The organism is Rodentibacter caecimuris (genome assembly GCF_001019715.1).
In the GTDB taxonomy this organism is placed as follows: Bacteria; Pseudomonadota; Gammaproteobacteria; order Enterobacterales; family Pasteurellaceae; genus Rodentibacter; species Rodentibacter caecimuris.
The window spans coordinates 1,643,870-1,667,528 of the sequence record NZ_BBXJ01000001.1 but is presented as its reverse complement, the minus strand read 5'-3'; the positions used below and the strand labels follow the sequence as shown (position 1 = coordinate 1,667,528).

Here is a 23,659-nt window from a genome sequence, read left to right as displayed (position 1 = left end):
CCTCTACGAGAATATTATTTGTACTTTTGAAATGTCATTTTTGTTTCCTGCCGTTTTTAGTGCATCTTCGAAATGCTTAAATGAAAATTTAGCGGAAAGTAGCGGTAATGGATTAACTTTACCGGTTGCCAGCCAATTGACTGCCGTATTAAATTCTTCAATAAAACGGAATGAACCTTTCCAATTAATTTCCTTAGCAATCAATGTCATTAATGGAAAGTTAGGGAGGTTGCCCCCCATACCAATTTGTACAATTGTGCCTTTTGCTTTAGTCACTTCTAAACAACGCTCAATTGAAGAAGGATGACCTGAGGCTTCAAAAGACACATCAAATTCACCTTTGTGTTGCGCATATTCTGAAAAATCATCATTAGCATGAAGTACTTTCGTTGCCCCCATTTCTAAGGCTAAATTTAAGCAACGCTGACTAATATCTGTACAAATGATTTCTTGTGCACCTAATGCCTTTACTGAAGCGACAACTAAGCAACCGATTGGACCCACACCGGAAATAAATACACGTTTCCCTTTAAGATCTCCTCCTTGTTTGGCGGCATGAATAGCTACAGCAAGAGGTTCTGCAAAAACCATAGTTTCATCATCAACATCCTCCGGATAAGTAATACATTGAGAGTTATCAACAATTTTATATTGTGTAAATCCGCCATCTACGTGAGGGTTATACATAGCGCTCCCGAAGAAACGCATGGTTTCACATTGATTAATTTCTCCCGATAAACAATATTTACAACGGTGGCATGGTTTACTTGGATTTATTGCTACTTTTTGATTTATGTGTAAATTTGAGCCGTTTGTTTTTACGATTCTACCAATCACCTCATGTCCTAAAATCATGGGGTGTTTTACTGCAAAATTTCCAACTTTTCCGTGTTGATAATAATGTAAATCAGAGCCGCATATTCCTCCTCGAGCGATCTGGATAAGTGTTTGATGTTGATCGTTATCATCGTATTGCACATTTTGTTCAATAATTTCTACATTTTCTGCACTTTTAACTACACAGGATAAAGTTTTAATTTTCATATTTTCTCCTTTTACACATAGATATGTTACTGGTAACATATCTACTTATCACACTTTGGTAAAGGTACTTTTTTCAGAAATGTGATCGACTTCAAAGAAATTGTGATAATTGTCTGTAAATAAGTATGAAAATATAGAATTTCTGTGATGTTTGTCACAAAATAAAATGTTACAAGTAACAATTCATCAAAATTCTTATATGATTAAGAAAAATATTTGTGAGGTATGTTATGAGTAAAGGAAAAAGTTTCATCCTTATGGGCGTTTCAAGTACCGGTAAAACTTCCGTTGGAACAGAAATTGCCCACCGTTTAGGGATTAAATTGATTGATGGTGATGATCTTCATCCGCGTGCGAATATTATTAAAATGGGGAACGGGCAGCCGCTCGATGATCATGATCGTGCCCCTTGGCTTGAGCGCATTCGCGATGCCGCATTCAGCCTTGAACACAAAAGTGAGATTGGTATTATTGTTTGTTCGGCATTGAAGAAAACGTATCGGGATTTGATTCGTGAAGGTAACGAGGGAGTCAAATTTTTATTTCTGGAAGGATCATTTGATTTAGTGCTTGAGCGTATGAAGCAACGCAAAGGGCATTATATGAAAACGGAGATGTTAAAAAGCCAATTCGATACCCTTGAAGTTCCGGGAGAAGATGAGCCGGATGTGATTCATATTGATATTGACGGTAGCTTTGAGGAAGTCGTACAACGTTGTATTAACGCACTGAAACCGTTATTTTGACGATGAAAGTGCGGTTAAAATTGACCGCACTTTTACATACTCTCGCCAAGATGAATATGAAATCCAAGATCGATCATTTTTTCGGTGAGAGGTTCATTATTCAATCGGGCTAAGAGTTCTAGGGCTGCCGTTTTAGCAATTTCCAAACGAGGTGTGATGACTGTTGCCAGTTGGGGGCTAACGGAAAAGCCCACGTCATGTCCGTGAAATCCGGCAATAGCAATTTGCGTAGGAATATTAATACCTAAGCGTTGGCATTCGAATAATGCGCCAATGGCTAAATCGTCATTTGTACAAAATATACCATTGGTTTCTGGGCGTTTTTCGAGAATTTGACGAAGCTGTTTTCCGCCTAAGGTGAAGGATGAGGGTTCTTCGGTGATTAAACTATAGGGTTCAAGCCCATATTTTTTCATCGCTTGTTCATACCCCTGCATTTTTAGCTGGGTACGTTTATCCATTCGGGCGGTAAAATAGACTACATGGTTATGCCCGCGTTTAATCATGGTTTCCACCATGGCTTGTGCCGCAGCAACATTATCAAATCCAATCACTTGCTGAATACCGGGCTGTGTGCTGTCCATAATTTCAATCACCGGAATATTTGCTACTTCAATCATTTTGAGGGTTCGCAAAGAATGGTAATTTTCCGACAAAATCAGCCCGTCCACATTATACGAAAGCAAACTTTCAATGCGTTCTTCTTCCTTTTTAACACTATAACCGTAATGTGCCAGCATAGTTTGGTAACCGGCTTGGTCGAGGACGAGCTCAATCCCTTTTAGTACATCGGCAAAAACATGGTTGGTTAGTGAAGGAAGCAGTACGCCAATGGCTTTACTCTTGGCATTTGAGAGAATTTCCGGGGCTCGGTTGGGAATATAACCAAACTGCTCAATCGCCGCCGCAATTCGGGTTTGGGTTTCTTGTGCGACAGAATCGGGATTACGCAGATAACGGCTTACCGTCATTTTGGTGATACCAAGGTGAGTCGCAATATCTTGTAAGGTGGGGCGTTTATGTTTCATTAAAAGTCAGATTGAATAATGTATTGCGAAAGTATAGCAAAAACATTTGATTTTTTGACCGCACTTTTGTGTGAAAAAAGGTATAATTTGCCATCAATTTATTATGAGGAAAGGCTATAGTGGACGAAATTCGTTTAACACAATACAGTCACGGTGCCGGTTGAGGCTGTAAAATTTCGCCTAAGGTGTTAGGGACAATTTTACAAACGCAACTTGAACATTTTGTCGATCCGCATTTATTGGTCGGCAATGATACGGCAGATGATGCGGCGGTGTATGATTTGGGAAATGGTACTGCGATTATCAGTACCACAGATTTCTTTATGCCTATTGTGGATGATGCCTTTGATTTTGGTCGTATTGCGGCAACCAATGCCATTAGTGATATTTTTGCTATGGGCGGTAAGCCAATTATGGCGATTGCGATTTTAGGTTTCCCAATAAATAAGCTACCGGCAGAAGTTGCGCAAAAAATTGTGGAGGGGGGGCGATTTGCCTGTCATCAAGCCGGTATCTCTCTTGCCGGCGGCCATTCTATTGATGCGTCGGAACCTATTTTTGGTTTGGCGGTAACCGGCGTGATTAGTACTGAAAAAGTGAAACGAAATGCTTCGGCTCAAGCCGGCTGTAAACTGTATTTAACTAAACCTTTGGGGATTGGGGTACTGACTACGGCGGAGAAAAAAGGCAAGTTAAAACCCGAACATCAAGGTTTGGCAACTGCCGCAATGTGCCAAATGAATATTATCGGTAGCCAATTTTCCGAAGTGGACGGTGTAACCGCAATGACGGATGTAACGGGTTTTGGTTTACTTGGGCATCTACTTGAAATTTGTGAAGGCTCAAATCTAAATGCCGAGCTGTTTTTCGATAAAATTCCTACTCTTGAGGGCGTATCGGAATATATCTCGGAAGGTTGTGTACCGGGTGGTACGACACGTAATTATGACAGTTATGGGCATAAAATAGCTAGATTAACGGATTACCAAAAAGCCGTATTATGTGATCCGCAAACTTCCGGTGGGTTGTTAGTTGCAGTGAAACCGGAAAGTGAAAAAGAAATATTGGCGATTGCACAACACGCCGGTATTGAAGTTTATGAAGTGGGCGTATTGAAATCAAGAGAAGCGGAAAGCCCAATCTTTGTCGAAGTGGATTAAAAAAAGCGTGGTATTCATTCCACGCTTTTCGTTAGATTCGTTGTAAAATCAAATTCCCCATCATTGCAATATGTGCCGGTTCGGCATTGAGAGACGGAATATATTGATAAGATTGCCCGCCGTGATTGAGAAAGTTTGCACGATTTTCTTCATCAATTTCTTCAATGGTTTCTAAGCAGTCCGCAGAAAAATTAGGGCAGACGACCGCAACTTTTTGAATGCCTTGCATACTGGCGGATTCCAAGAATTTATCGGTGTAGGGCTGTAACCATTCTTCACGTCCAAAGTGAGATTGAAAGCTCATATTCCATTGATTTTCCGTTAAACCGAGTTTATCCGCCACGGCAATGGTTGTTTCCTTACAATGTTGTCGATAGTAATCGCCCATATTTTCGTAACGTAGCGGAATACCGTGATACGAAAATAATAAAAACTCGTCAGGTTTTAACCGCACTTTAATGGATTCAACTAACGCATTGATGTAGTTTTCATCTAAATGATAAGAGTGAATAAATTCAAAAGGAACAATATTTCGCGTGTTCTTTAATGCTCTCGCGAAAGCATCAAATAGTGCGCCGGTTGTGGTACTGGAATACTGTGGATAAAGCGGCAACACAATAATTTTTTCCAGCTGATTTTCAAGTAATTTATCAACCGCACTTTGCATAGAAGGATTGCCGTATGTCATAGCAATTTCTACCTGTATATCCATATCTTGGGCATCAAAATAGGCTTGTAAGGCTTTTTGCTGTTGTTTTGTAATAGCCAGCAACGGTGACCCCTGTTCTGTCCAAATCGCTTGATAATTTTTAGCAATGCGTTTGGAACGTAAAGGAAGAATTACGGTTTTAAGTAAAGGTAACCATTTCCAAGAGGGTAAATCGACCACGCGCGGATCGCTTAAAAATTCCCATAAATAACGGGAGATTGCCGAAGGAGTGGGTTGGGCCGGTGTTCCTAGATTAGCTAAAATAACACCGATTTTTTTTGTTTTTGTCATAAATCTATAATAGAAAGGGTTAATCGTGAAACGTGGCAAAGTTTATCCTGATCGTTGCGGATGTCAATTTGCCAAACATGGATATTTTTACTTAAATTGATAGGCGTAGCCTTTGCTGTCACTTTTCCTTGGCGTACCGGACGAAGGTGATTTGAGCTAATATCCAGTCCCACAGCGGCTTTACCTTCCTCGACACAAAGCAATCCGGCAAGCGAGCCGACAGTTTCCGCCAGAGCAACAGAAATCCCCCCATGTAATAGACCAAAAGGCTGTGTTGTGCGGTGATCCACCGGCATTGTCGCCTCAAGCCAATTCTCACCAAAAGCAGAAATTTCAATCCCAAGATGTTCAACGGCACAGTTTTTACCCATTTCGTTGAGTTGTGAAAGCGTAAATGGTTTTTTCCAGATCATTTATTGTCCTTAATGTAAAATCCCTCTTGTCATAAAGAGGGATAAGAAATTGAAACTATTTTTGCCCGCTTAATACTTCCAACAATGCTTGTATCGGATGTTTTAAGGTAACATTTTCATAGCGTTTTACCTGGCTGCGGCAGGAGTAACCGGTTGCTAAGCAAAAGTGCGGATCTTTTCCGTGGAGTTTTTTGCCCCATGAAATATCGTAAATTTCACGGCTCATGGTTTGATTTTGCACTTCATGTCCGAACACGCCTGCCATACCGCAGCAGCCCACTTTTTCTACCGTTAATGGTTGCCCGAATTTTTCAAAAATTTGTTGCCATTCTTTTGGGCTGTTCGGCATAAATGTGGCTTCCGTACAATGGGGAAAGAAATGCCAGTGGAAAGTGCGGTCAGAAATCGGTGCATTTTCCAATCGGGAATTTAAATTGGCAGAATGAAGTTGTATTTTTAACCATTCGTGAGCAGTAAGCACATGAAAATCACCGCGTTTTTCCTGTAATGCTTCTTTATATTCATCACGGTAGGAAAGCACAATAGCCGGATCGACCCCCACCAGTGGTACCCCCAATTTGGCAACACGGTTAAGTAATTCCGCCTGATTTTTGGCAGTTTTGGCAAAACGGTTTAAGAAGCCTTTTACATGTAGTGCTTTGCCGTTTGGTTTGAAGGGCAGAATGATCGGTTTAAAGCCTAATTTTTGTGTGAGAGCCACAAAATCCCGCACGACTTTGGCATCGTAATAAGAGGTGTAAGGATCTTGCACAATGAATAACATTTTTTCTTTTTCTATTGTGCTTAAACGCTCTAATTCTTCTAACGATTTGCCATGATAGCCAATTTCTACGAGCTGTTGTTGTAAATTCGGTGTAGAAAGTAGCGGCAAATCCGTCATGCCGATAACTTTCTCCGCTAATCGTTGGGTTGTCTTTAATTTTGTAAAATAATTGAAGAATTTAGTCTGTTTTGCCATATAAGGAGCGGCAAATTCTAAATTTGCTACAAGATGATCTTTTACGGGGCGTAAATAGCGACTGTGGTAAAAATGGAAAAATTTTGCACGAAAACTTGGTACGTCAATTTTTATCGGACATTGGCTGGCACAGGCTTTACAGGCGAGACAGGTATCCATCGCCGCTTTTACTTCGTGGGAAAAATCATAATCTCCCCGCCATTTTTGTATGCTATGGCGCAGACGGGCTACAAGTGCGGTCAGTTTTGTTTCGGTTTTTTTGAAATCTAACTTATCCGGTGTGATATTTTCATTGGCGAGTAAGCGGAGCCATTCGCGTACCATTGCGGCACGCCCTTTTGGGGAAAAAACACGATTTTTGCTCACTTTCATGGAAGGGCACATAATGCTGTGTTTATCAAAATTAAAGCATAAGCCATTGCCGTTGCAGTTCATTGCCCCTTTAAATTCATCGCGTATTTGAATCGGGATTTGACGATCATAGTCGGCGCGCATAGGGGATAAAATGGCATAAAGTTCATCTTCAGAACCTAAAGGCGTGCAGATTTTACCGGGGTTTAGGCGATTATGGGGATCAAAGAGGGATTTTATATAGCGGAGTTCATTCCAGAGTTCCGGCGTGAAGAATTTTTCACCATAATGTGAACGTACGCCTTTGCCGTGTTCACCCCACAATAAACCGCCGTATTTAACGGTGAGTTCTGCCACTTCATCAGAAATTCCTTTGAAAAGTTTGACTTGTGCTTTATCGCATAAATCTAATGCCGGGCGAACGTGTAATACACCCGCATCCACATGACCGAACATACCATATTGTAGGTTATGACTGTCTAATAGGGCTCGAAATTCCGTGATGTAATCGGCAAGATGTTCCGGGGGGACACAGGTATCTTCCACAAAAGGAATCGGTTTTGCACTGCCTTTAGCATTGCCAAGCAAACCGACCGCTTTTTTACGCATTGCATAAATACGTTCAATGGACGGTAAGTCGGTACAGACTTGATAGCCGATAATATGATCTTTTTGCTCGGCTATTTTTTCATCTAATGCTTGGCAAAGTGCGGTCACTTGGCGATGAATTTTTTCTTTATTATTACCGGCGTATTCCACGATATTTAAGCCAAGAATCGGGTTATTTTCTTCTTCCGTTAAAAGTTCGCTTACCGAGTGCCAAATAATGTCTTGTTTGGCAAGATTCAGTACGTTGGAATCCACCGTTTCGACAGAAAGGGCATTCGCTTTCACCATAAAAGGCGCATTGCGTAACGCAGCATCGAAAGAACTATACTTTATATTAATAAGGATACGATATTGTGGAATCGGTAATAAATTAAGTTTTGCTTCGCAAATAAAGGCAAGAGAGCCTTCGGAACCGGTAAGCAAGCGGGTGAGATTAAATTCGGTTTCATCGTCGCTAAAGACATTTTTTAAATCATAACCGGTCAAAAAACGATTAAGTTGTGGTAAATCCTTTACAATACTATTGCGTTTTTCTTTACAACGTTGTGCGATAGTTTGGTGAAGTGTTTTGGCCGTTTCATTTAAACCAAGAGTGTCAATATGATCGAAAACTGCCTGGGATTTGACCGCACTTGTATCAAGAATTTCTCCATTTATTAAGACGCTACGTAGTGCTAGTACGTGAGTGGATGTTTTTCCGTATTGCAGTGAACCTTGTCCGGAAGCGTCGGTATTAATCATTCCGCCCAAGGTCGCACGGTTGCTGGTGGAAAGTTCGGGAGCAAAAAATAAGCCGTACGGTTTTAAAAATTGATTAAGTTGATCTTTTACTACGCCTGCTTGTACCCGAACCCAGCGTTCTTCGACATTTAGCTCCAAAATAGCGGTCATGTAACGGGACATATCTACAATAATATTGTGATTGAGTGCTTGCCCGTTAGTGCCTGTTCCACCGCCTCGGGGGGTAAAAGTGAGCGATTGAAAGTCGGGGAGATTCGCCAATTTTGTGATACGTACGACATCCGCCACTGTTTTTGGGAACAATATAGCTTGAGGCAGATACTGATAGACACTGTTATCCGTAGCAAGGCTTAGTCTATCGGCATAATCTGTCGCAATATCCCCTTCAAAATGTTGTTTTTTTAGCTCTACAAGGTAACGTTGAACGCTTTTATCAAGTTGTGGCGTGTTGGAAAGACGAGGTAGCATAGTATCATTCGTAAAATAGGAAAAAAGAATAGAGCGATGATATATGATGTAAAAAAGAATGTCGATTTTTACAGCAGGAACCTAGTATAAAAAGGGGAAAAGCAAGGGAAAATAGACTAGATTATTACTGAACAAGAATTCATTTATTGCATTGATTGTTTAATAAATAAACAAAAATGACAAAAAAAGTTTGATCTTTGAGTTTTTTATAGGATAATAATCCTACTTTTGAACGTTCCTTTGGCGATACAAAGGAATTGAATTTGTCAAAAGGATAGATATAGGGCAAATTCAAAACCCTAGTTAAGCAAATGTTTAGAGTGTTACTTATTTTATAAAGTTCACGATAGACGAGGAAACTTTTCTTATTTTTATCAATCGATGACTAAATAGAGGACATCAAAATGAAAAAAACTGCAATCGCATTAGTAGTAGCTGGTTTAGCAGCAACTTCAGTAGCTCAGGCAGCTCCACAAGAAAATACTTTCTATGTTGGTGCTAAAGCAGGTTGGGCATCTTTCCATGATGGTTTAAAACAATTCGACTCAAAATATGGAAACGGTTTTGGTGTTAACCGTAACTCTGTAACTTACGGTGTTTTTGGTGGTTACCAAGTTTTAAACCGTGACAACTTAGGTTTAGCGGTAGAATTAGGTTATGATGATTTTGGTCGTGCTAAATTCTCTAAAGGCGAAAAAGTTGTTTCAAAACACACTAACCACGGTGCACACTTAAGCTTAAAAGGAAGCTATGAAGTGTTAGAAGGCTTAGATCTTTATGGTCGTGCTGGTGCAGCATTAGTTCGTTCAGACTATAAAAATGCTAAAGGTGTTGCAGAGGAAGATAGCGTTTGGGGTACTCGTGCTCACAGCTTAAAAGTGTCTCCGGTATTTGCAGCAGGTGTTGAGTATGCATTACCTTCATTACCAGAGTTAGCATTGCGTGTTGAATACCAATGGTTAACTTCTGTTGGTAAAGATAACAAAATTGCAGAAGATGCAGACTATACTCCGTGGATCGGTTCTGTAACTGCAGGTTTATCTTACCGTTTCGGTCAAGGTGCTCCGGTTGTTGCGCCTGAAGTTGTAAGCAGAACTTTCAACTTAAATTCTGATGTTACTTTCGCTTTCGGTAAAGCAAACTTAAAACCACAAGCACAAGCAACTTTAGACGGTATCTATGGTGAAATCGCACAAGTAAATAGCGCTAAAGTAGCAGTTGCTGGTTACACAGACCGTATCGGTAAAGATGCAGCAAACTTAAAATTATCACAACGTCGTGCAGATTCTGTAGCTAACTACTTAGTTGCTAAAGGTGTTGCAGCGCAAGACATCACTGCAACTGGTTACGGTGAAGCGAATCCTGTTACTGGTGCAACTTGTGACGCGGTTAAAGGTCGTAAAGCACTTATCGCTTGCTTAGCACCAGATCGTCGCGTTGAAATCGCAGTTAACGGTACTAAATAATTTCATTTAGTTATCCGTTGATGGATTAAATAGAAAAAGGCCTAAACTTCGGTTTAGGTCTTTTCTTTTAGTAAGAAGAATTTTGTTAATTTTATTAATAGGAACATTATTATGAAAAAATGGCTTGTTATTATCCTTGTTGTTATCGTGGCAGGATTTACTTTAATGTCTAGTTATAACGGTTTAGTTAAAGCGGAAGAAGAAATTGATTCTGTGTGGGCAAACGTAGAATCTTCTTATCAACGCCGTGCGGATCTCATTCCAAATTTAGTAAATACAGTGAAAGGGCAAGCGAATTTTGAACAGCAAACCTTAACGAATGTGATTGAAGCAAGAGCAAAAGCGACACAAACTAAAATTGATCCTGCAAATATGACGGAAGAACAACTTGATCAATTCCAGCAGGAGCAAAATCAAGTAGGATCCGCATTATCCCGATTACTTGTTACTGTTGAACAATATCCGCAATTAAAGGCGCATGAAGGTTTTATGAATTTACAAGCACAACTTGAAGGAACAGAAAATCGTATTAATGTTGCCCGTAATAAGTTTAATGATGCAGCTCGATTGTATAACCAAAAAGTGCGTCAATTTCCAACAAAATTTGCTGCGTTGATTTTGGGTTTTAAAGAAAAACCTTACTTTAAATCCTCAGTAGGTGCTGAAAATGCGCCAATAGTGAATTTTAACTAGGACATAGCGGATGAAATTCCTTTCAAGAATCCCTGTTGATAAAAAACAAATAGAGGCGGCAATTGCTCGCCTTGAAAGTCAAAGTTCGGCAGAATTACGGGTTTATATTGAACGTAAATTACCAAAAACCGAAAAAGGATTATCGGCGATTGAGCGAGCATTACAAATTTTTGGTGAGCTTGATATGCATCAAACGGCAGCAAAAAATGCAGTATTAATTTATGTTGGATACAAAAATCATCTTTGTGCCATTATTGGTGATAAAGGAATTCATCAATTTGTCGATGATGCTTATTGGCAAAAACAATGTGATTTAATGATTGCACGCTTTAAAGAAAAAGCCTATACAGAAGGCCTCGTTGAGGCGATTGAGCATATTACCGATACCTTAAAAATTCATTTCCCTATTCAACCGGATGACAAAAATGAATTATCAAACGAGGTGATTATTCATGACTAAACTTTTACAAATATTGAAAAGTGCGGTTGTTTTTATCTTCGTTTTTTGGGGTGCTTTTGTCTCTGCCGCGCAGTTTCCGCCCACGCCAAATCCGTTCCATTATGTGAATGATTACACGAATACACTTTCCCCGCAGCAACGGCAAATTCTTGAAAATAAACTAATAGCTTATAGTAATGCGACTAGCTCACAAATCGCGGTTGTGCTTGTTCCTACTACTGGTGAATATGAAATCGCGGATTATACTTTTGCCTTAGGCGATAAATGGGGAATTGGACGTAAGCAGCTGAACAATGGTGTCTTGATGCTGATTGCCAAAAATGATCGTAAGGTATTTATTGCCACAGGACAGGGATTGGAAGGCATATTGCCCGATGCATTTTTATCACAAGTAATTCGCAATGCCATCTTACCTCAATTCAAACAAGGTCAGTATGCACAGGGTATTAACGATGGTCTGAATGATATTATTGCAGCAAGCCAAGGGGAGTACGGTGCTTATCAGACGGAAGAGAGCGAGTTTGATAAATACATTCCTTTCATTATGGCTCTGGTGTTTATTGCCTTTGTGGTGTTTGGTGAATATCAATATCATAAAGATGAAATTTATATCAGCCCAAATCAGCGTGATCAGCTAAATCGAATTGTCCGTCAATCAACATTATCCCGTCGTCGTGGAGGCGGTTCCGGTTTCGGCGGAGGATTTGGAGGCGGATTCGGCGGTGGTGGCTCATCGGGGGGCGGTTTTGGCGGCGGAGGATTCGGCGGTGGTGGTGCCGGAGGAAGTTGGTAAACCTGATATAATCACTCAAGTTCTAATTTGTTATACCTCTAACTTATGTTAGAATGCGCGCCTATGTTTTTTATGGGGAACATTATGGAAACGTTAGACAAAATCAAAAAACAAATCAGCGAAAACCCAATTTTAATTTATATGAAAGGCTCACCAAAATTGCCTTCTTGTGGTTTTTCCGCCCGTGCATCAGAGGCATTAATGAACTGTAAAGTACCTTTTGGTTATGTGGATATTCTTCAGCATCCGGATATTCGTGCTGAGTTACCTGCTTACGCCAATTGGCCAACTTTCCCACAATTATGGGTAGAGGGTGAATTAATTGGCGGCTGTGATATTATTCTGGAAATGTATCAAGCAGGTGAGTTGCAAACGTTATTAAGCGAAGTTGCAGCAAAGCACCAAGAAGCGTAATCTTCCATCCTAAAACCCGTTTATTGCGGGTTTTATTTTGTCTAAATTTTGTGATCAAACTAACAGTTTTGTTTCAAGGTGCTTGTATATTTTAAAAAGTTTATATAGACTTTTAGCCCTTAGTCGGGGTGCTAACATTGTTTGGCTGAGAGATACCCGTGAACCTGAAACAGATAATGCTGGCGTAGGAAACTAACTCTTTTCATTAGGCTGTTTCTTCATTTCTATTTTTATAAGGACAGTACAATGAAGAAAATAATCCTCATTTCAACCGCACTTTTTGCTGCTTCTGCATTTGCTCAAACTGCTACACAACCACTCACTGTTTATACTTACGATTCTTTTAGTGCCGATTGGAGTGCCGGGCCGAAAGTAAAAACTGGCTTTGAAAAGCAATTTCCACAGTGTCAGTTAAATTATGTTGCTTTTGATAATAATGGTACTTTGTTTAATCGTGTACGCTTAGAAGGAAAAAAAATTAAAGCGGATGTGGTATTAGGTTTAGATAATCATCAAATTGATGAAGCCAAAAAATTAGCAATGTTCGAACCTAACCAAGTGGATCTTGGTAAATTGGCATTGCCGCTAAAATGGGATGATCACACATTTTTGCCTTTTGATTTTGCAAAATATGCTTTTATTTACGATAAAAATAAATTAACTAACCCACCAACAAGTTTGAAAGAATTGATTGCGCGTAAAGATCTAAAAGTACTATATCAAGATCCGCGTACCAGTAGTATCGGGCGCGGTTTATTACTTTGGGTAAATACCCTTTATCCGCAGTCGGAAGCACAAAATGTCTGGAAAACCTTATCAGAACACACTGTAACGATTACAAAAGGTTGGACAGAAGCCTACGGTGCATTCTTAAAGGGGGAGGGGGATCTCGTGTTAAGCACAAACACCTCGCCAATTTACCATATTCTTTCTGAGCAAAAAGATAATTATATGGCAACGGAATTTAGTGAGGGCGGCGTATTACAAGTGGAAGTCGTTGCTAAAGTGGCGAACCGTAATAATACTTGCGCGGATCACTTTCTTGATTATTTGATTTCACCGGAAGCACAAGCCGATATTGCGAAAAATAATGTGATGTTACCGGTCATTGATAGCCCTATCGAAAGTCATATTGATGCGCTAAAAAAACATACTCAAAATACGCCGGTACTGGATACGTCAAAAGTCACGGGAGAACAATTAAAAACTTGGATTAATCAGTGGCAAAAAGCACTTTCTAAATAGTTTCTAATGATATCGTTGTTTTCTCATCCGCATTTCCGTCCTCGTCATTATATTGGCGGAAGTGCGGTTATTTTTTTCATTGTTTTGCTTTATAGCACATCGCTTTCTGCGGTATTTTCCGTCTGTGGAAATTATTCTTGGGAGGCTTTCAAGCAGGATGACTATTTACACCAAGTTATCTTTTTTAGCTTCGGGCAAGCCTTTTTGTCAGCATTGCTTGCCGTGCTGATCGGGGCATTATTTGGACGTGCGTTTTTTTATCAGCCTTTCCCGGGAAAACGTCTTATCCAGCGTTTCCTTTCCCTTACTTTTGTGTTGCCGGCGCTTTTGGCGATCTTTGGCTTACTCGAAATTTATGGCACAGAGGGTTGGCTAAGCCGGCTAATGAAGTGGTTAGGGATTAATTGGAAACCGACAATTTATGGGTTGAACGGTATATTAATTGCCCACCTCTTTTTTAATATTCCCCTTGCTGCTAGGGTAACGCAACAAGCCTTGCAAGCTATTCCCTCAGAACAACATCAGTTAGCCGCACAATTAAATATTCGAGGTTGGCAATTTTTTCGTTTAATTGAAATACCTTATCTTAAAAACCAGCTTTTACCGACTTTTGTTCTCATTTTTATGCTGTGTTTTACCAGTTTCACCATCGTGCTTTCTCTTGGCGGCGGGCCACAAAATAGCACTTTGGAGGTTGCTATTTACCAAGCGATCTTTTTTGAATTTGATTTTCCTAAAGCGGCTTTATTTGCCTTGATTCAATTTGTTTTTTGCTTTGTATTATTTGGGGTATCCCAAATTTTTGCTAAACCGCCGGAAACCAACCTTTCCCAACGCTATATTTGGTTGATGCCGCCATCAAGTGCGGTCAAAATTTTTAATGTTTTTATTTTGTTTAGCGTATGTTTATTTCTTTTCATACCATTGCTGAGTATTGTGGTGGAAGGGGTGAGCGCACCGGAATGGTTTAGTTTTTGGCAAGATCCCCAATTATGGAAAGCGTTAATCTATTCCCTTTCGATGGCACCCGCTTCAGGTGTATTAGCGATAGTATTTTCTTTTTTACTACTTCTGCTTTCCCGCCAGCTACAATGGCTTCATTTTCCTGTGTTTGCAACCCTCATTCAAACCGGTGGTATGATGATTTTAGCCGTACCGACGTTAATTCTCTCGGTAGGATTATTTTTAATTTTACAGGAAATGGATTTTAGCAATGTTCATTTATTTTTAATTGTCGTGCTGTGTAATGCGTTAGCCGCAATGCCTTTTGTCATTCGAATTTTAAACACACCGATGATGCAAGCCATGCAGTATTACGAAAAGTTGTGTTTATCGCTAAATCTTAAAGGGTGGCAACGCTTCAAATTAATTGAATATCCCTTATTAAAAACACCGCTAAAATATAGCTTTACTTTGGCGACAACGCTCTCTTTAGGGGATTTTACGGCAATTGCGTTGTTTGGCAGTCCGGATTTTACTTCTTTACCGCACTTGCTTTATCAACAAATCGGACAGTATCGGAGTCAAGAGGCGGCGATTACGGCATTGATTCTGCTTAGCTTATGCCTTGGATTATTTATGTTTATTGAACACAATAGGGAAAACAATGATTAAATTAAAACAAGTGAAATTTAATTATCAATCCATGCCGATGATGTTTGATTTGCATATTTGTGAGCAAGAAAAAGTCGCAATTATCGGTGAGAGTGGTGCGGGAAAAAGCACTTTATTAAATCTGATCGCCGGTTTTGATTATGCCAATGCGGGGGAAATTTGGCTTAACGGTGAAAATCATACGAGAAGCGCCCCTTATGAACGTCCGGTTTCCATGTTATTTCAAGAAAATAATTTGTTCACTCATTTAACCGTGGCGGAAAATATCGCATTAGGCTTAAAACCGAATTTGTCCCTTTCAAAGGAAGAGGAAATGCGAATTGAACAAGTCGCAAGTGCGGTCAATTTACAGGATTTTTTAACGAGAAAATCGACCGCACTTTCCGGTGGACAAAAACAACGTGTTGCATTGGCACGTTGTCTGTTACGTGATAAACCCATTTTATTATTGGATGAACCTTTCTCCGCACTTGATCCGCAATTACGTATGGAAATGTTAAAGTTGCTCGACCAGTTATGTGATGAAAAAATGCTAACCTTACTGCTTGTTACCCATCAGCCTAAGGAATTAGAAGGGCATATTGATCGTATTATTCATATTCATCAGGGACAAAATTTATAGGAAAAAAGTATGACAACCGTACAATCTGTTCAATTAACCGAAATAACCCCTCATCCCTCAGTGGAGTATTGGTCTGTTTGTAAAGTAGAAGCGTTGTATGAAACGCCTTTTTTGGAGTTGATTTATCGTGCTGCACAAGTACATCGCGAACATTTTAATCCGCAGGCAATTCAACTTTCAACATTAATGTCAATTAAAACAGGCGGTTGTCCGGAAGATTGCGGTTATTGTCCGCAATCGGCACGTTATCAAACCGGTGTGCAAAATCAGCAATTATTGGATGTGGACGAAATTATTGCTAAAGCTAAAATTGCTAAGTCTCGCGGCGCAGGGCGATTTTGTATGGGGGCGGCGTGGCGTGGCCCGAAACCCAAAGATATGGGAAAAGTAACGCAAATTATTAAGGCTGTGAAAGAACTTGGCTTGGAAACTTGTGGTACGTTTGGATTATTACAAGACGGAATGGCTGAAGAATTGAAAGAGGCGGGATTGGATTATTATAATCATAATCTTGATACCGCACCGGAACATTATCATGAGGTTATCGGCACACGCCGTTTTGATGACCGCTTAAGTACCTTAGGTAAAGTTCGTAAAGCAGGTTTAAAAGTATGTTGTGGCGGTATCGTGGGAATGAATGAGACCCGTAAAGAGCGTGCCGGTTTAATTGCCAGTCTTGCGAATTTAGATCCTCAACCTGAATCGGTTCCCATTAATCAGTTAGTTAAAGTGGAGGGAACCCCTCTGGTTGATGCGGAAGATTTAGACTGGACGGAATTTGTTCGTACTATTGCCGTTGCACGAATTACGATGCCCAAAAGTTATGTGCGCTTATCGGCAGGACGCCAAGGAATGACGGAAGAAATGCAGGCTATGTGTTTTATGGCTGGTGCCAATTCTATTTTCTATGGTGATAAATTACTCGTTACCGGTAATCCTGAAGAAGACGGTGATCGATTACTTATGGCAAAACTCGATCTTGAACCCGAAACAGAAGAAAATCGAAAAACACTTGAACGATAGAGTAGAAGGGATAAAAAGTGCGGTTAATTTTAACCGCACTTTTCGATTTTAATTATTTTTTGATTCAAACTCCGCTAATGCTTCGTCAAACTGTTCCGCAACAAGAGGGTGTACAGGGGAAAACACAGAGGATGTGAGTGTAATAAATGAACAAACTAAGAAGCCGGGGATAATTTCATAAAGTTGAGATAAATCGTCCCAGCCTAAGAATTTCATTAATGGACTCCAACCCACTACGGTTACAGCACCTGATAACATCCCCCATAATGCCGCTTTAGAACTAATATTACGGTTAAAGAGTGAGAGAATGACCACAGGCCCGAATGCTGCACCGAAACCTGCCCAAGCATAAGATACCAATCCCATCACTTTAGAGTTTGGATCTTGGGCGATGACAATGGCAACAACGGAAATAGCCAATACCATTATGCGACCAACCCATACTAATTCTTGGCTTGAGGCACTTTTACGGAAGAAACCTTTATAGAAATCTTCAGTAATCGCAGCCGAGCACATTAACAATTGAGCGGATAGCGTACTCATGACCGCGGCTAAAATTGCTGATAAAACAATGCCGACAATCCACGGATTAAACATCACTTTTGAAAGTTCAATAAAAATAGATTCTGCATTTTCGAGTGGAATATTTTGGTGAGTGAAATAAGCCAAACCAAAGTAACCTACCGATACGGCTCCCCCTAGACAGAGGAACATCCACACAATACCGATTGTTCGCGCTTTATTAAGTGCTGACACCGAATCTGCCGCCATAAAGCGAGCCAAGATATGCGGTTGTCCGAAATAACCTAACCCCCAAGCAAGAGCAGAAATAACGCCGATTCCCGATACATTATGTAACCAGTTACTATATGGAATATTGGTCGCGGCGGACTTGGCGGCTAACGCTGCGTTGATTTCTTCCCATCCGATATTCACGAATGCCATTACCGGTGCAAGAATGAGCGCAAAAATCATTAAAGAGGCTTGAATAGTATCACTCCAAGAGACAGCCAAATAACCGCCGATAAAGGTATAAGCGATAGTGGCAATTGCCCCCAACCAAAGCGCGGTATAATAATCCAATCCAAGTAAACTTTGGAACAATTTTGCCCCTGCGACTACACCGGAAGCACAGTAAATAGTGAAGAAGAATAAAATAATGGAGGAAGAAATAATTTTTAACGCTTTTTTCTGACGCGGGAATCGTTGGGCGAAGAATTCAGGTAAAGTGAGAGCGTTGTTATACTTTTCAGTGAAAATACGTAAACGTCCGGCGACAATTTTATAGTTCAGAAAAGCACCGACTGTCAGCCCGACAGCAATCCATGCTTCGGATAAGCCGGAGAGATAAATTGCACCTGGTAAGCCCATTAAGAGCCAACCTGACATATCGGAAGCACCGGCAGACATTGCTGTTACAAAGCTGCCCATTTTTCGTCCGCCGAGAATATAATCGTCAAAGTTCTGAGTTGAACGGTAGGCATACAAACCAATGCCTAAAATTACCAATAAATACAAGCCAAATGTGATGTAAATCTGCATAGCTTTACTCCTGTTATTAAGGTACTGCCTTTGTAGAGCACTATTCAGCCATTTAAATAATGAGCTACACTGTGGCTGAATAAACTCTATTTTACAAAGGGCGATATTTTCGCTTGTTAATCATAAAAAGAAAACAAAGATCGTCATTTTTTATAGACTTTTTAAATCAATGTTCTTCTGCCGCCATTAATGATGTGTTTCCTCCGGCAGCCGTTGTGTTATAGCTACGAGAGAATTCATCATATAAAGGTAATAAATCTTGTGTTGTACACCAGTCGAAACATTTAAAGATCGCTTTACTGTTTTCCGCTAACCATAGGCGACGTTGTGTATCAAGTGCGGTCAAATACACGCCTTTTTGACAGTGTCCGAGTTTGGTATCGACCCGAATCCCCGCTTGGCGATTTTGGGCAAGCGGGTGGCTAGGTTCAACCAAAACAGTAAAACCTGCCGATAATAGTTTTTCTGCTGCCGACTGAGAAGCTGATAAATCGCCGTTAAGGATTGCGACTTCACAAGGTAAATAGGCAAGGCTATTATGTTCACCAGTAATACTTTCCAATACCGGTTTAGATTGCGGGAGGCTGTTTTCATCACCAAATTGGCTGTAATAATTTGGTGTACGGGTTAAGCGTTGGAGATAAAATTCTCCGCCTGCTTTAGGCCCCGTACCGGATAAACCATGTCCTCCGAACGGTTGTACTCCCACGACCGCACCAACGATATTTCGGTTGATATAGAAATTACCGCAATTGAGGTGTTTTTCCACTAAGCTCATTTGTTTACGGATCCGACTGTGACAACCTCCGGTTAAGGCATAACCTTTTTCATTGACTTTGTCGAGTACGTTGATGAGCTCTTCCTTGCGATAGCGAATAATATGCAGGATAGGGCCGAATACTTCTCTTTGTAGCTGATCGAGATTATCTAACAGATAAACGGACGGAGCGATAAAATGCCCGTCTTCCGGTACAGCTAGTTCAGTATAAGCAACTGCCACTTTACGCATATTGGCTTGATGGTTGAGCAAGTTTTGTTTTGCTTCTTCGTCAATAACCGGGCCAATATCGGTTTCAAGTAAACGTGGATCACCGAGGCTTAACTCTTTCATTGCCTCGCTAATCATTCGGTAGTACTGATCGGCGATTTCTTCTTGCAGTAATAGAATACGAAGGGCGGAGCAGCGTTGACCTGCTGAATCAAAAGCGGAGCTTAATACATCTGCGACCACTTGTTCCGGTAAGGCGGAGCTATCGACTACCAGTACGTTTTGTCCGCCTGTTTCCGCAATCAAAATAGGATCATTGTCTGCCACAGCTAAACGTTTTTCGATCAGTTTTGCTACTTCGGTTGAGCCGGTGAATACGACGCCGTCAAACGGTTGTTGGACAAGTGCCGCCCCGAGTTCTCCGTCCCCTAATACTAATTGTAAGGCTTCTCTTGGAATACCGGCTTGGTGAAGCAATTTTACCGCTACATAAGCAATGAGTGAGGTTTGTTCCGCAGGTTTGGCTATCACCGCATTACCGGCAGCGAGGGACGCAGCAATTTGACCGGTAAAGATTGCCAGTGGGAAATTCCAAGGAGAAATACAAAGTACGTTGCCACGGGCTTCACCCAGTTTATTGATAGCCGACAGACTTTCAAGTTGATTTGCATAATAGCGGAGAAAATCAACTGCCTCACGAAGTTCTGCAATAGCATTCGGTAACGTTTTGCCGGCTTCAATCATTGCTAATTTCATCAATAAACCGTGATTCTCTTCATAGTGATCAGCCGCTTTGCGTAAAATATTGGCTTTTTCGACCGCACTTTTTGCATTCCAGTTTTGGTTGGTAGCGGCTGAAAATACCGCTTGCGCTTGATCGATTTCTAAGAAACGTATTTCACCGATAGTTTCTGTTAGTTTTGCAGGATTTTTCACATACTGTATGGATTGTTGGCTTGGAGCTGCCAGTAGGGTAAGGGATTCCGCATTTTCGATTTGAGCGTTATTCAAGGCTTGCTCAAGTTTTTCCAATACCAGCTCGTTGGTTAAATCAAAGCCGGCGGAATTAAGACGATCGTGAAATAATTCAAGGGGGTTACGTACCAGTTTATTGGGTTCGTCATTGGATCTACTATACAGTTTCCACGGCGGAGTAACTAACTGAGAAACCGGAATACTCTCGTCCACTAATTGATGAACAAAGGAAGAATTTGCACCATTTTCAAGCAAACGGCGAACGAGGTAAGCAAGTAAGGTTTCATGAGTCCCTACCGGAGTATAAACACGAACTTGTTGGCTGAAGTTTTCATTACCCACGATATTGTCGTAAAGGTTTTCCCCCATACCGTACAAGCATTGAAACTCAAATTTTTTTCCTTGTCCGAGTTCATAGATAGTACACATGGTTAGAATATTGTGGGTCGCAAATTGTGGGTAGATAACATCCTGTGCTTCCAACAATTTTTTGGCGCAAGCAACATAGGCAATATCGGTATGATTTTTACGGGTGAAAAGCGGGAAATCGTCTAAACCATCGGTTTGCGCCCATTTGATTTCACTATCCCAGTAAGCACCTTTTACTAGGCGGATCATCAAATAGTGTTGTTTTTCACGGGCAAGATTAATCAAATAATCTAAAACATAAGGACAGCGTTTAGAGTAGCTTTGTACAACAAAACCAATTCCCTTGTAATCTTTGAGTTCCGGTTCATCAAGTAATTTTTCGATCAAATCAAGAGAGAGTTCGAGGCGATTGGCTTCTTCCGCATCAATATTTACACTAATGTTGTATTTTTGTGCCAGTAAGAAGAGTTGTTTTATACGAGGATAAAGCTCATTCATTGTGCGATCATATTTTGCACGATTATATTTCGGATGAATGGCGGAAAGTTTTACAGAGATACTATTACCGTTGTAAATATTTCGATCAACGGCATTTTTACCGACTTCTTCAATGGCATGTAAATAATCATTGAAGTAACGATCCGCATCGCTCGCAGTCATTGCGGCTTCACCCAACATATCGAATGAGAAAGTAAATCCTTTTTTGTAGCGGGGTTGAGTGTGTTTTAGCGCTTCATGTATATTTACGCCTGCGACAAATTGCTTCCCTATAATCTGAATGGATTTCACCATGACCTGACGCATGACAGGCGCGGCGAAACGGGAAAAGATATTTTTTAAATTATCGGTGACTTGAGTCTCTGTGAGATTTTCACTGATTTTTCTACCGAACATCAAACCATAACTGGCGGCATTAATGAAAAAAGATTTTGAGTTGCCCAGATGGGATTGCCAATTGCCGTCTTGCAATTTTTCGTAGATGAGATCATCACGGGTTTTGTCATCGGGAATACGCAATAAGGCTTCTGCCAAACACATCAATGCCACACCTTCTTCAGAACTTAAAGAAAACTCTTCCATTAAGGCATCTGCGCCATACTGTTTCTGTTTAATGTGGCGTAGTTTATTGATGAGTTTGGTTGCATGATCTGTAATACGTTTTTCTTGTTCTTCGGTAAAATCAAGCGTTGCCATTAGTTGATCTACTGCTATTTTTTCATCAAGACGATAGTTTTCAGTAATGCTTCGGCGTTTGGGAGAATAAGTTTTAGAAAGTGAAATAGACATTTGATAACCCTTTGTTTCTATTGTGTTACAAGATTATTTTTTGAAAGTAAATCCATTTAAACAAAATGTAAACAAAAGCTTTTGATATTTGTGAGTAATATCACAGAAAAAATGTGTAATGAGAGAGGAATATAAAAAATCCTCTTATTTAAGTTTAATAAGAGGATTTAGAGATGATTAAATATGTTGATTGATAAAGTTAGCTAACTGACCTTTTGGTAGTGCGCCTACTTGTGTTGCAACGACCTCACCGTTTTTCATTAAAAGTAAAGTCGGGATACTGCGTACACCGAATTGACCGGCAACCAGTTGGTTTTCATCAACATTGATTTTTACGATTTTTACTTTGCCTGCAAATTCCGGTGCAAGTTCGTCTAATACCGGTGCGATCATTTTGCAAGGGCCACACCATGGCGCCCAAAAGTCAACTAATACCGGAACATCAGAACGTAATACATCCGCTTCAAATGTTGCATCTGTTGTGTGTAGTACTTGGCTCATTTTTATTTCCTTTGTCTGTGAATAATGCCCTTATGTAAGGGCATTTTGTGAAATTACAAGTGCGGTCAGAATAGCACGAGTTGTTTAAAAATACACTTATTAATTTAATTACTAAAAGCTAAGAGGGGTAAACCAAGTTTTTACAAGGTTTGCCTGATTTTAGTTTATATACATTGTCCAGTGTGACGTCCGCAATACTGGTTAATGCTTCTTCCGTTAGGAAAGCTTGATGACCAGTAAGGAGTACATTATGGCAAGAAGAAAGGCGTCGGAAGACATCATCTTGAATGACTTCATTAGATTTATCCTCAAAAAATAGATCGCGTTCATTTTCATATACATCCATTCCTAATGCTCCAATTTTGCATTGCTTTAGCGCATCAATTGCAGCCAATGTATCAATGAGGGTGCCACGGCTTGTATTTATGATCATGACCCCATCCTTCATCTTTGCAAAAGCGTCACGATTGAGTAAATGGTAATTTTCCGGCGTCGCGGGGCAGTGTAGCGTGATGACGTGAGATTTTTCATAAAGCTCGTCAAGTTCGACATATTTTGCACCGAGTTCCTCAGCTACGGGGTTTTTAAAAGGATCATAAGCCAGAATATGCATACCAAAACCTTTTAAGATTCGCATAACGGCAATCCCGATTTTACCCGTACCGATGATTCCCACTGTTCGTCCGTGCATATTAAATCCGATAAGCCCTTCTAAAGAAAAATTGGCTTCACGGGTACGTTGATAAGCACGATGAATCCGGCGATTAAGTGTCATCATGAGGCCGACGGTATGTTCAGCCACGGCTTCGGGAGAATAAGCCGGCACACGAACCACTTGAAGGCCAAGATCCTGTGCCGCTTTTAAATCCACATTATTGAAACCGGCACAACGCAGCGCAATGACTTTTACGCCAAGTGCGGTTAATTTTTCCAGTACTTTTCGACTTCCGTCATCATTGACAAAAATACAAACTACTTCGCAATGTTCCGCTAGACGGGCTGTGTTTTCATTTAACATGAAGTCGAAAAATTCAAGATTAAAACCATATTTTGCATTAATTAATTCAAAGTATTTACGGTCATAATTCTTTGTACTGTAAACGGCGATTTTCATCTTGCCTCCAAGGA

The 23,659-nt window shown here is 40.4% G+C and carries 20 protein-coding genes and 1 riboswitch; of the genes, 11 read left to right on the top strand and 9 right to left on the bottom strand.

Going from position 1 to position 23,659, the window contains the following annotated elements:
• Positions 1 to 3: 3 nt before the first annotated feature.
• Positions 4 to 1,044, bottom strand: coding sequence for an L-idonate 5-dehydrogenase (gene idnD / locus PNEUHYL_RS08230; RefSeq protein WP_059367030.1), 1,041 nt, complete (start codon positions 1,042 to 1,044; stop codon positions 4 to 6).
• Positions 1,045 to 1,274: 230 nt separating this feature from the next.
• Between idnD and PNEUHYL_RS08225 the strand changes: the two genes are divergently transcribed.
• The gene (locus tag PNEUHYL_RS08225; protein WP_059367028.1) at positions 1,275 to 1,790 is read left to right on the top strand and encodes a gluconokinase; all 516 of its coding nucleotides are present in this window, start codon (positions 1,275 to 1,277) and stop codon (positions 1,788 to 1,790) included.
• Between the two features lie 32 nt (positions 1,791 to 1,822).
• On the opposite strand, the gene gntR is transcribed toward PNEUHYL_RS08225, so the two are convergent.
• Positions 1,823 to 2,818 carry a gluconate operon transcriptional repressor GntR gene (gene gntR / locus PNEUHYL_RS08220; RefSeq protein ID WP_059367026.1) on the bottom strand — a complete coding sequence of 332 codons (996 nt, stop codon included), beginning with the start codon at positions 2,816 to 2,818 and terminating at the stop codon, positions 1,823 to 1,825.
• 116 nt (positions 2,819 to 2,934) lie between these two features.
• Between gntR and selD the strand changes: the two genes are divergently transcribed.
• Positions 2,935 to 3,978: a selenide, water dikinase SelD gene (selD, locus tag PNEUHYL_RS08215; protein WP_077663971.1), complete on the top strand. Its 1,044-nt coding sequence runs from the start codon at positions 2,935 to 2,937 to the stop codon at positions 3,976 to 3,978.
• Between the two features lie 31 nt (positions 3,979 to 4,009).
• Here the strand turns inward: selD and hemH are convergent, their stop codons facing one another.
• The 3 genes from hemH to ydiJ are packed head-to-tail and all read right to left on the bottom strand — an operon-like array spanning position 4,010 to position 8,539.
• Complete coding sequence (hemH, locus tag PNEUHYL_RS08210; protein WP_059367020.1) at positions 4,010 to 4,978, bottom strand: ferrochelatase; 969 nt, start codon at positions 4,976 to 4,978, stop codon at positions 4,010 to 4,012.
• Positions 4,975 to 5,391 (bottom strand): hotdog fold thioesterase, encoded by a 417-nt coding sequence (locus PNEUHYL_RS08205; RefSeq protein ID WP_059367018.1) that lies wholly within the window; start codon positions 5,389 to 5,391, stop codon positions 4,975 to 4,977. Before PNEUHYL_RS08205 ends, hemH begins: the two co-directional genes overlap by 4 nt.
• 55 nt (positions 5,392 to 5,446) lie before the next feature.
• A complete protein-coding gene (gene ydiJ / locus PNEUHYL_RS08200; protein WP_059367015.1) occupies positions 5,447 to 8,539 on the bottom strand; it encodes a D-2-hydroxyglutarate dehydrogenase YdiJ in 3,093 nt (1,030 codons plus the stop codon).
• A 404-nt stretch (positions 8,540 to 8,943) separates the two neighbouring features.
• Here ydiJ and ompA point away from each other — a divergent pair, with 404 nt between their 5' ends.
• The 9 genes from ompA (at position 8,944) to bioB (ending at position 16,869) form a co-directional block, all read left to right on the top strand.
• On the top strand, positions 8,944 to 10,005 hold the full coding sequence (gene ompA / locus PNEUHYL_RS08195; protein WP_059367013.1) for a porin OmpA: 1,062 nt from the start codon (positions 8,944 to 8,946) through the stop codon (positions 10,003 to 10,005).
• 111 nt (positions 10,006 to 10,116) lie between these two features.
• Positions 10,117 to 10,698 carry a LemA family protein gene (locus PNEUHYL_RS08190; protein WP_059367008.1) on the top strand — a complete coding sequence of 194 codons (582 nt, stop codon included), beginning with the start codon at positions 10,117 to 10,119 and terminating at the stop codon, positions 10,696 to 10,698.
• A 10-nt stretch (positions 10,699 to 10,708) separates the two neighbouring features.
• Positions 10,709 to 11,158, top strand: coding sequence for a TPM domain-containing protein (locus PNEUHYL_RS08185; RefSeq protein ID WP_059367007.1), 450 nt, complete (start codon positions 10,709 to 10,711; stop codon positions 11,156 to 11,158).
• The gene (locus PNEUHYL_RS08180) at positions 11,151 to 11,951 is read left to right on the top strand and encodes a TPM domain-containing protein (RefSeq protein ID WP_018357029.1); all 801 of its coding nucleotides are present in this window, start codon (positions 11,151 to 11,153) and stop codon (positions 11,949 to 11,951) included. The genes PNEUHYL_RS08185 and PNEUHYL_RS08180 overlap by 8 nt, the downstream gene beginning before the upstream one ends.
• Positions 11,952 to 12,035: 84 nt before the next feature.
• On the top strand, positions 12,036 to 12,365 hold the full coding sequence (grxD, locus tag PNEUHYL_RS08175; protein WP_059367002.1) for a Grx4 family monothiol glutaredoxin: 330 nt from the start codon (positions 12,036 to 12,038) through the stop codon (positions 12,363 to 12,365).
• 114 nt (positions 12,366 to 12,479) lie between these two features.
• Positions 12,480 to 12,573, top strand: a riboswitch (TPP riboswitch).
• A gap of 38 nt (positions 12,574 to 12,611) precedes the next feature.
• Positions 12,612 to 13,610, top strand: a complete 999-nt coding sequence (gene thiB, locus PNEUHYL_RS08170; protein WP_059367000.1) for a thiamine ABC transporter substrate binding subunit — start codon at positions 12,612 to 12,614, stop codon at positions 13,608 to 13,610.
• Between the two features lie 6 nt (positions 13,611 to 13,616).
• Positions 13,617 to 15,224, top strand: a complete 1,608-nt coding sequence (gene thiP / locus PNEUHYL_RS08165; protein ID WP_059366997.1) for a thiamine/thiamine pyrophosphate ABC transporter permease ThiP — start codon at positions 13,617 to 13,619, stop codon at positions 15,222 to 15,224.
• Positions 15,217 to 15,846 carry a thiamine ABC transporter ATP-binding protein gene (gene thiQ, locus PNEUHYL_RS08160; RefSeq protein WP_059366995.1) on the top strand — a complete coding sequence of 210 codons (630 nt, stop codon included), beginning with the start codon at positions 15,217 to 15,219 and terminating at the stop codon, positions 15,844 to 15,846. Before thiP ends, thiQ begins: the two co-directional genes overlap by 8 nt.
• Before the next feature lie 9 nt (positions 15,847 to 15,855).
• On the top strand, positions 15,856 to 16,869 hold the full coding sequence (gene bioB / locus PNEUHYL_RS08155) for a biotin synthase BioB (protein WP_059366993.1): 1,014 nt from the start codon (positions 15,856 to 15,858) through the stop codon (positions 16,867 to 16,869).
• Between the two features lie 48 nt (positions 16,870 to 16,917).
• Here bioB and putP read toward each other — a convergent pair whose 3' ends face one another.
• The 4 genes from putP to PNEUHYL_RS08135 all read right to left on the bottom strand — a co-directional run bounded on the left by putP (position 16,918) and on the right by PNEUHYL_RS08135 (position 23,645).
• Positions 16,918 to 18,411, bottom strand: coding sequence for a sodium/proline symporter PutP (gene putP, locus PNEUHYL_RS08150; RefSeq protein WP_059366990.1), 1,494 nt, complete (start codon positions 18,409 to 18,411; stop codon positions 16,918 to 16,920).
• A 166-nt stretch (positions 18,412 to 18,577) separates the two neighbouring features.
• Entirely contained in the window at positions 18,578 to 22,030 is a 3,453-nt protein-coding gene (gene putA / locus PNEUHYL_RS08145) for a bifunctional proline dehydrogenase/L-glutamate gamma-semialdehyde dehydrogenase PutA (protein ID WP_059366987.1), read from the bottom strand.
• A 177-nt stretch (positions 22,031 to 22,207) separates the two neighbouring features.
• Positions 22,208 to 22,531: a thioredoxin TrxA gene (gene trxA, locus PNEUHYL_RS08140; RefSeq protein ID WP_059366985.1), complete on the bottom strand. Its 324-nt coding sequence runs from the start codon at positions 22,529 to 22,531 to the stop codon at positions 22,208 to 22,210.
• 118 nt (positions 22,532 to 22,649) lie between these two features.
• Positions 22,650 to 23,645, bottom strand: a complete 996-nt coding sequence (locus PNEUHYL_RS08135; protein ID WP_059366983.1) for a 2-hydroxyacid dehydrogenase — start codon at positions 23,643 to 23,645, stop codon at positions 22,650 to 22,652.
• Positions 23,646 to 23,659 lie beyond the last annotated feature (14 nt).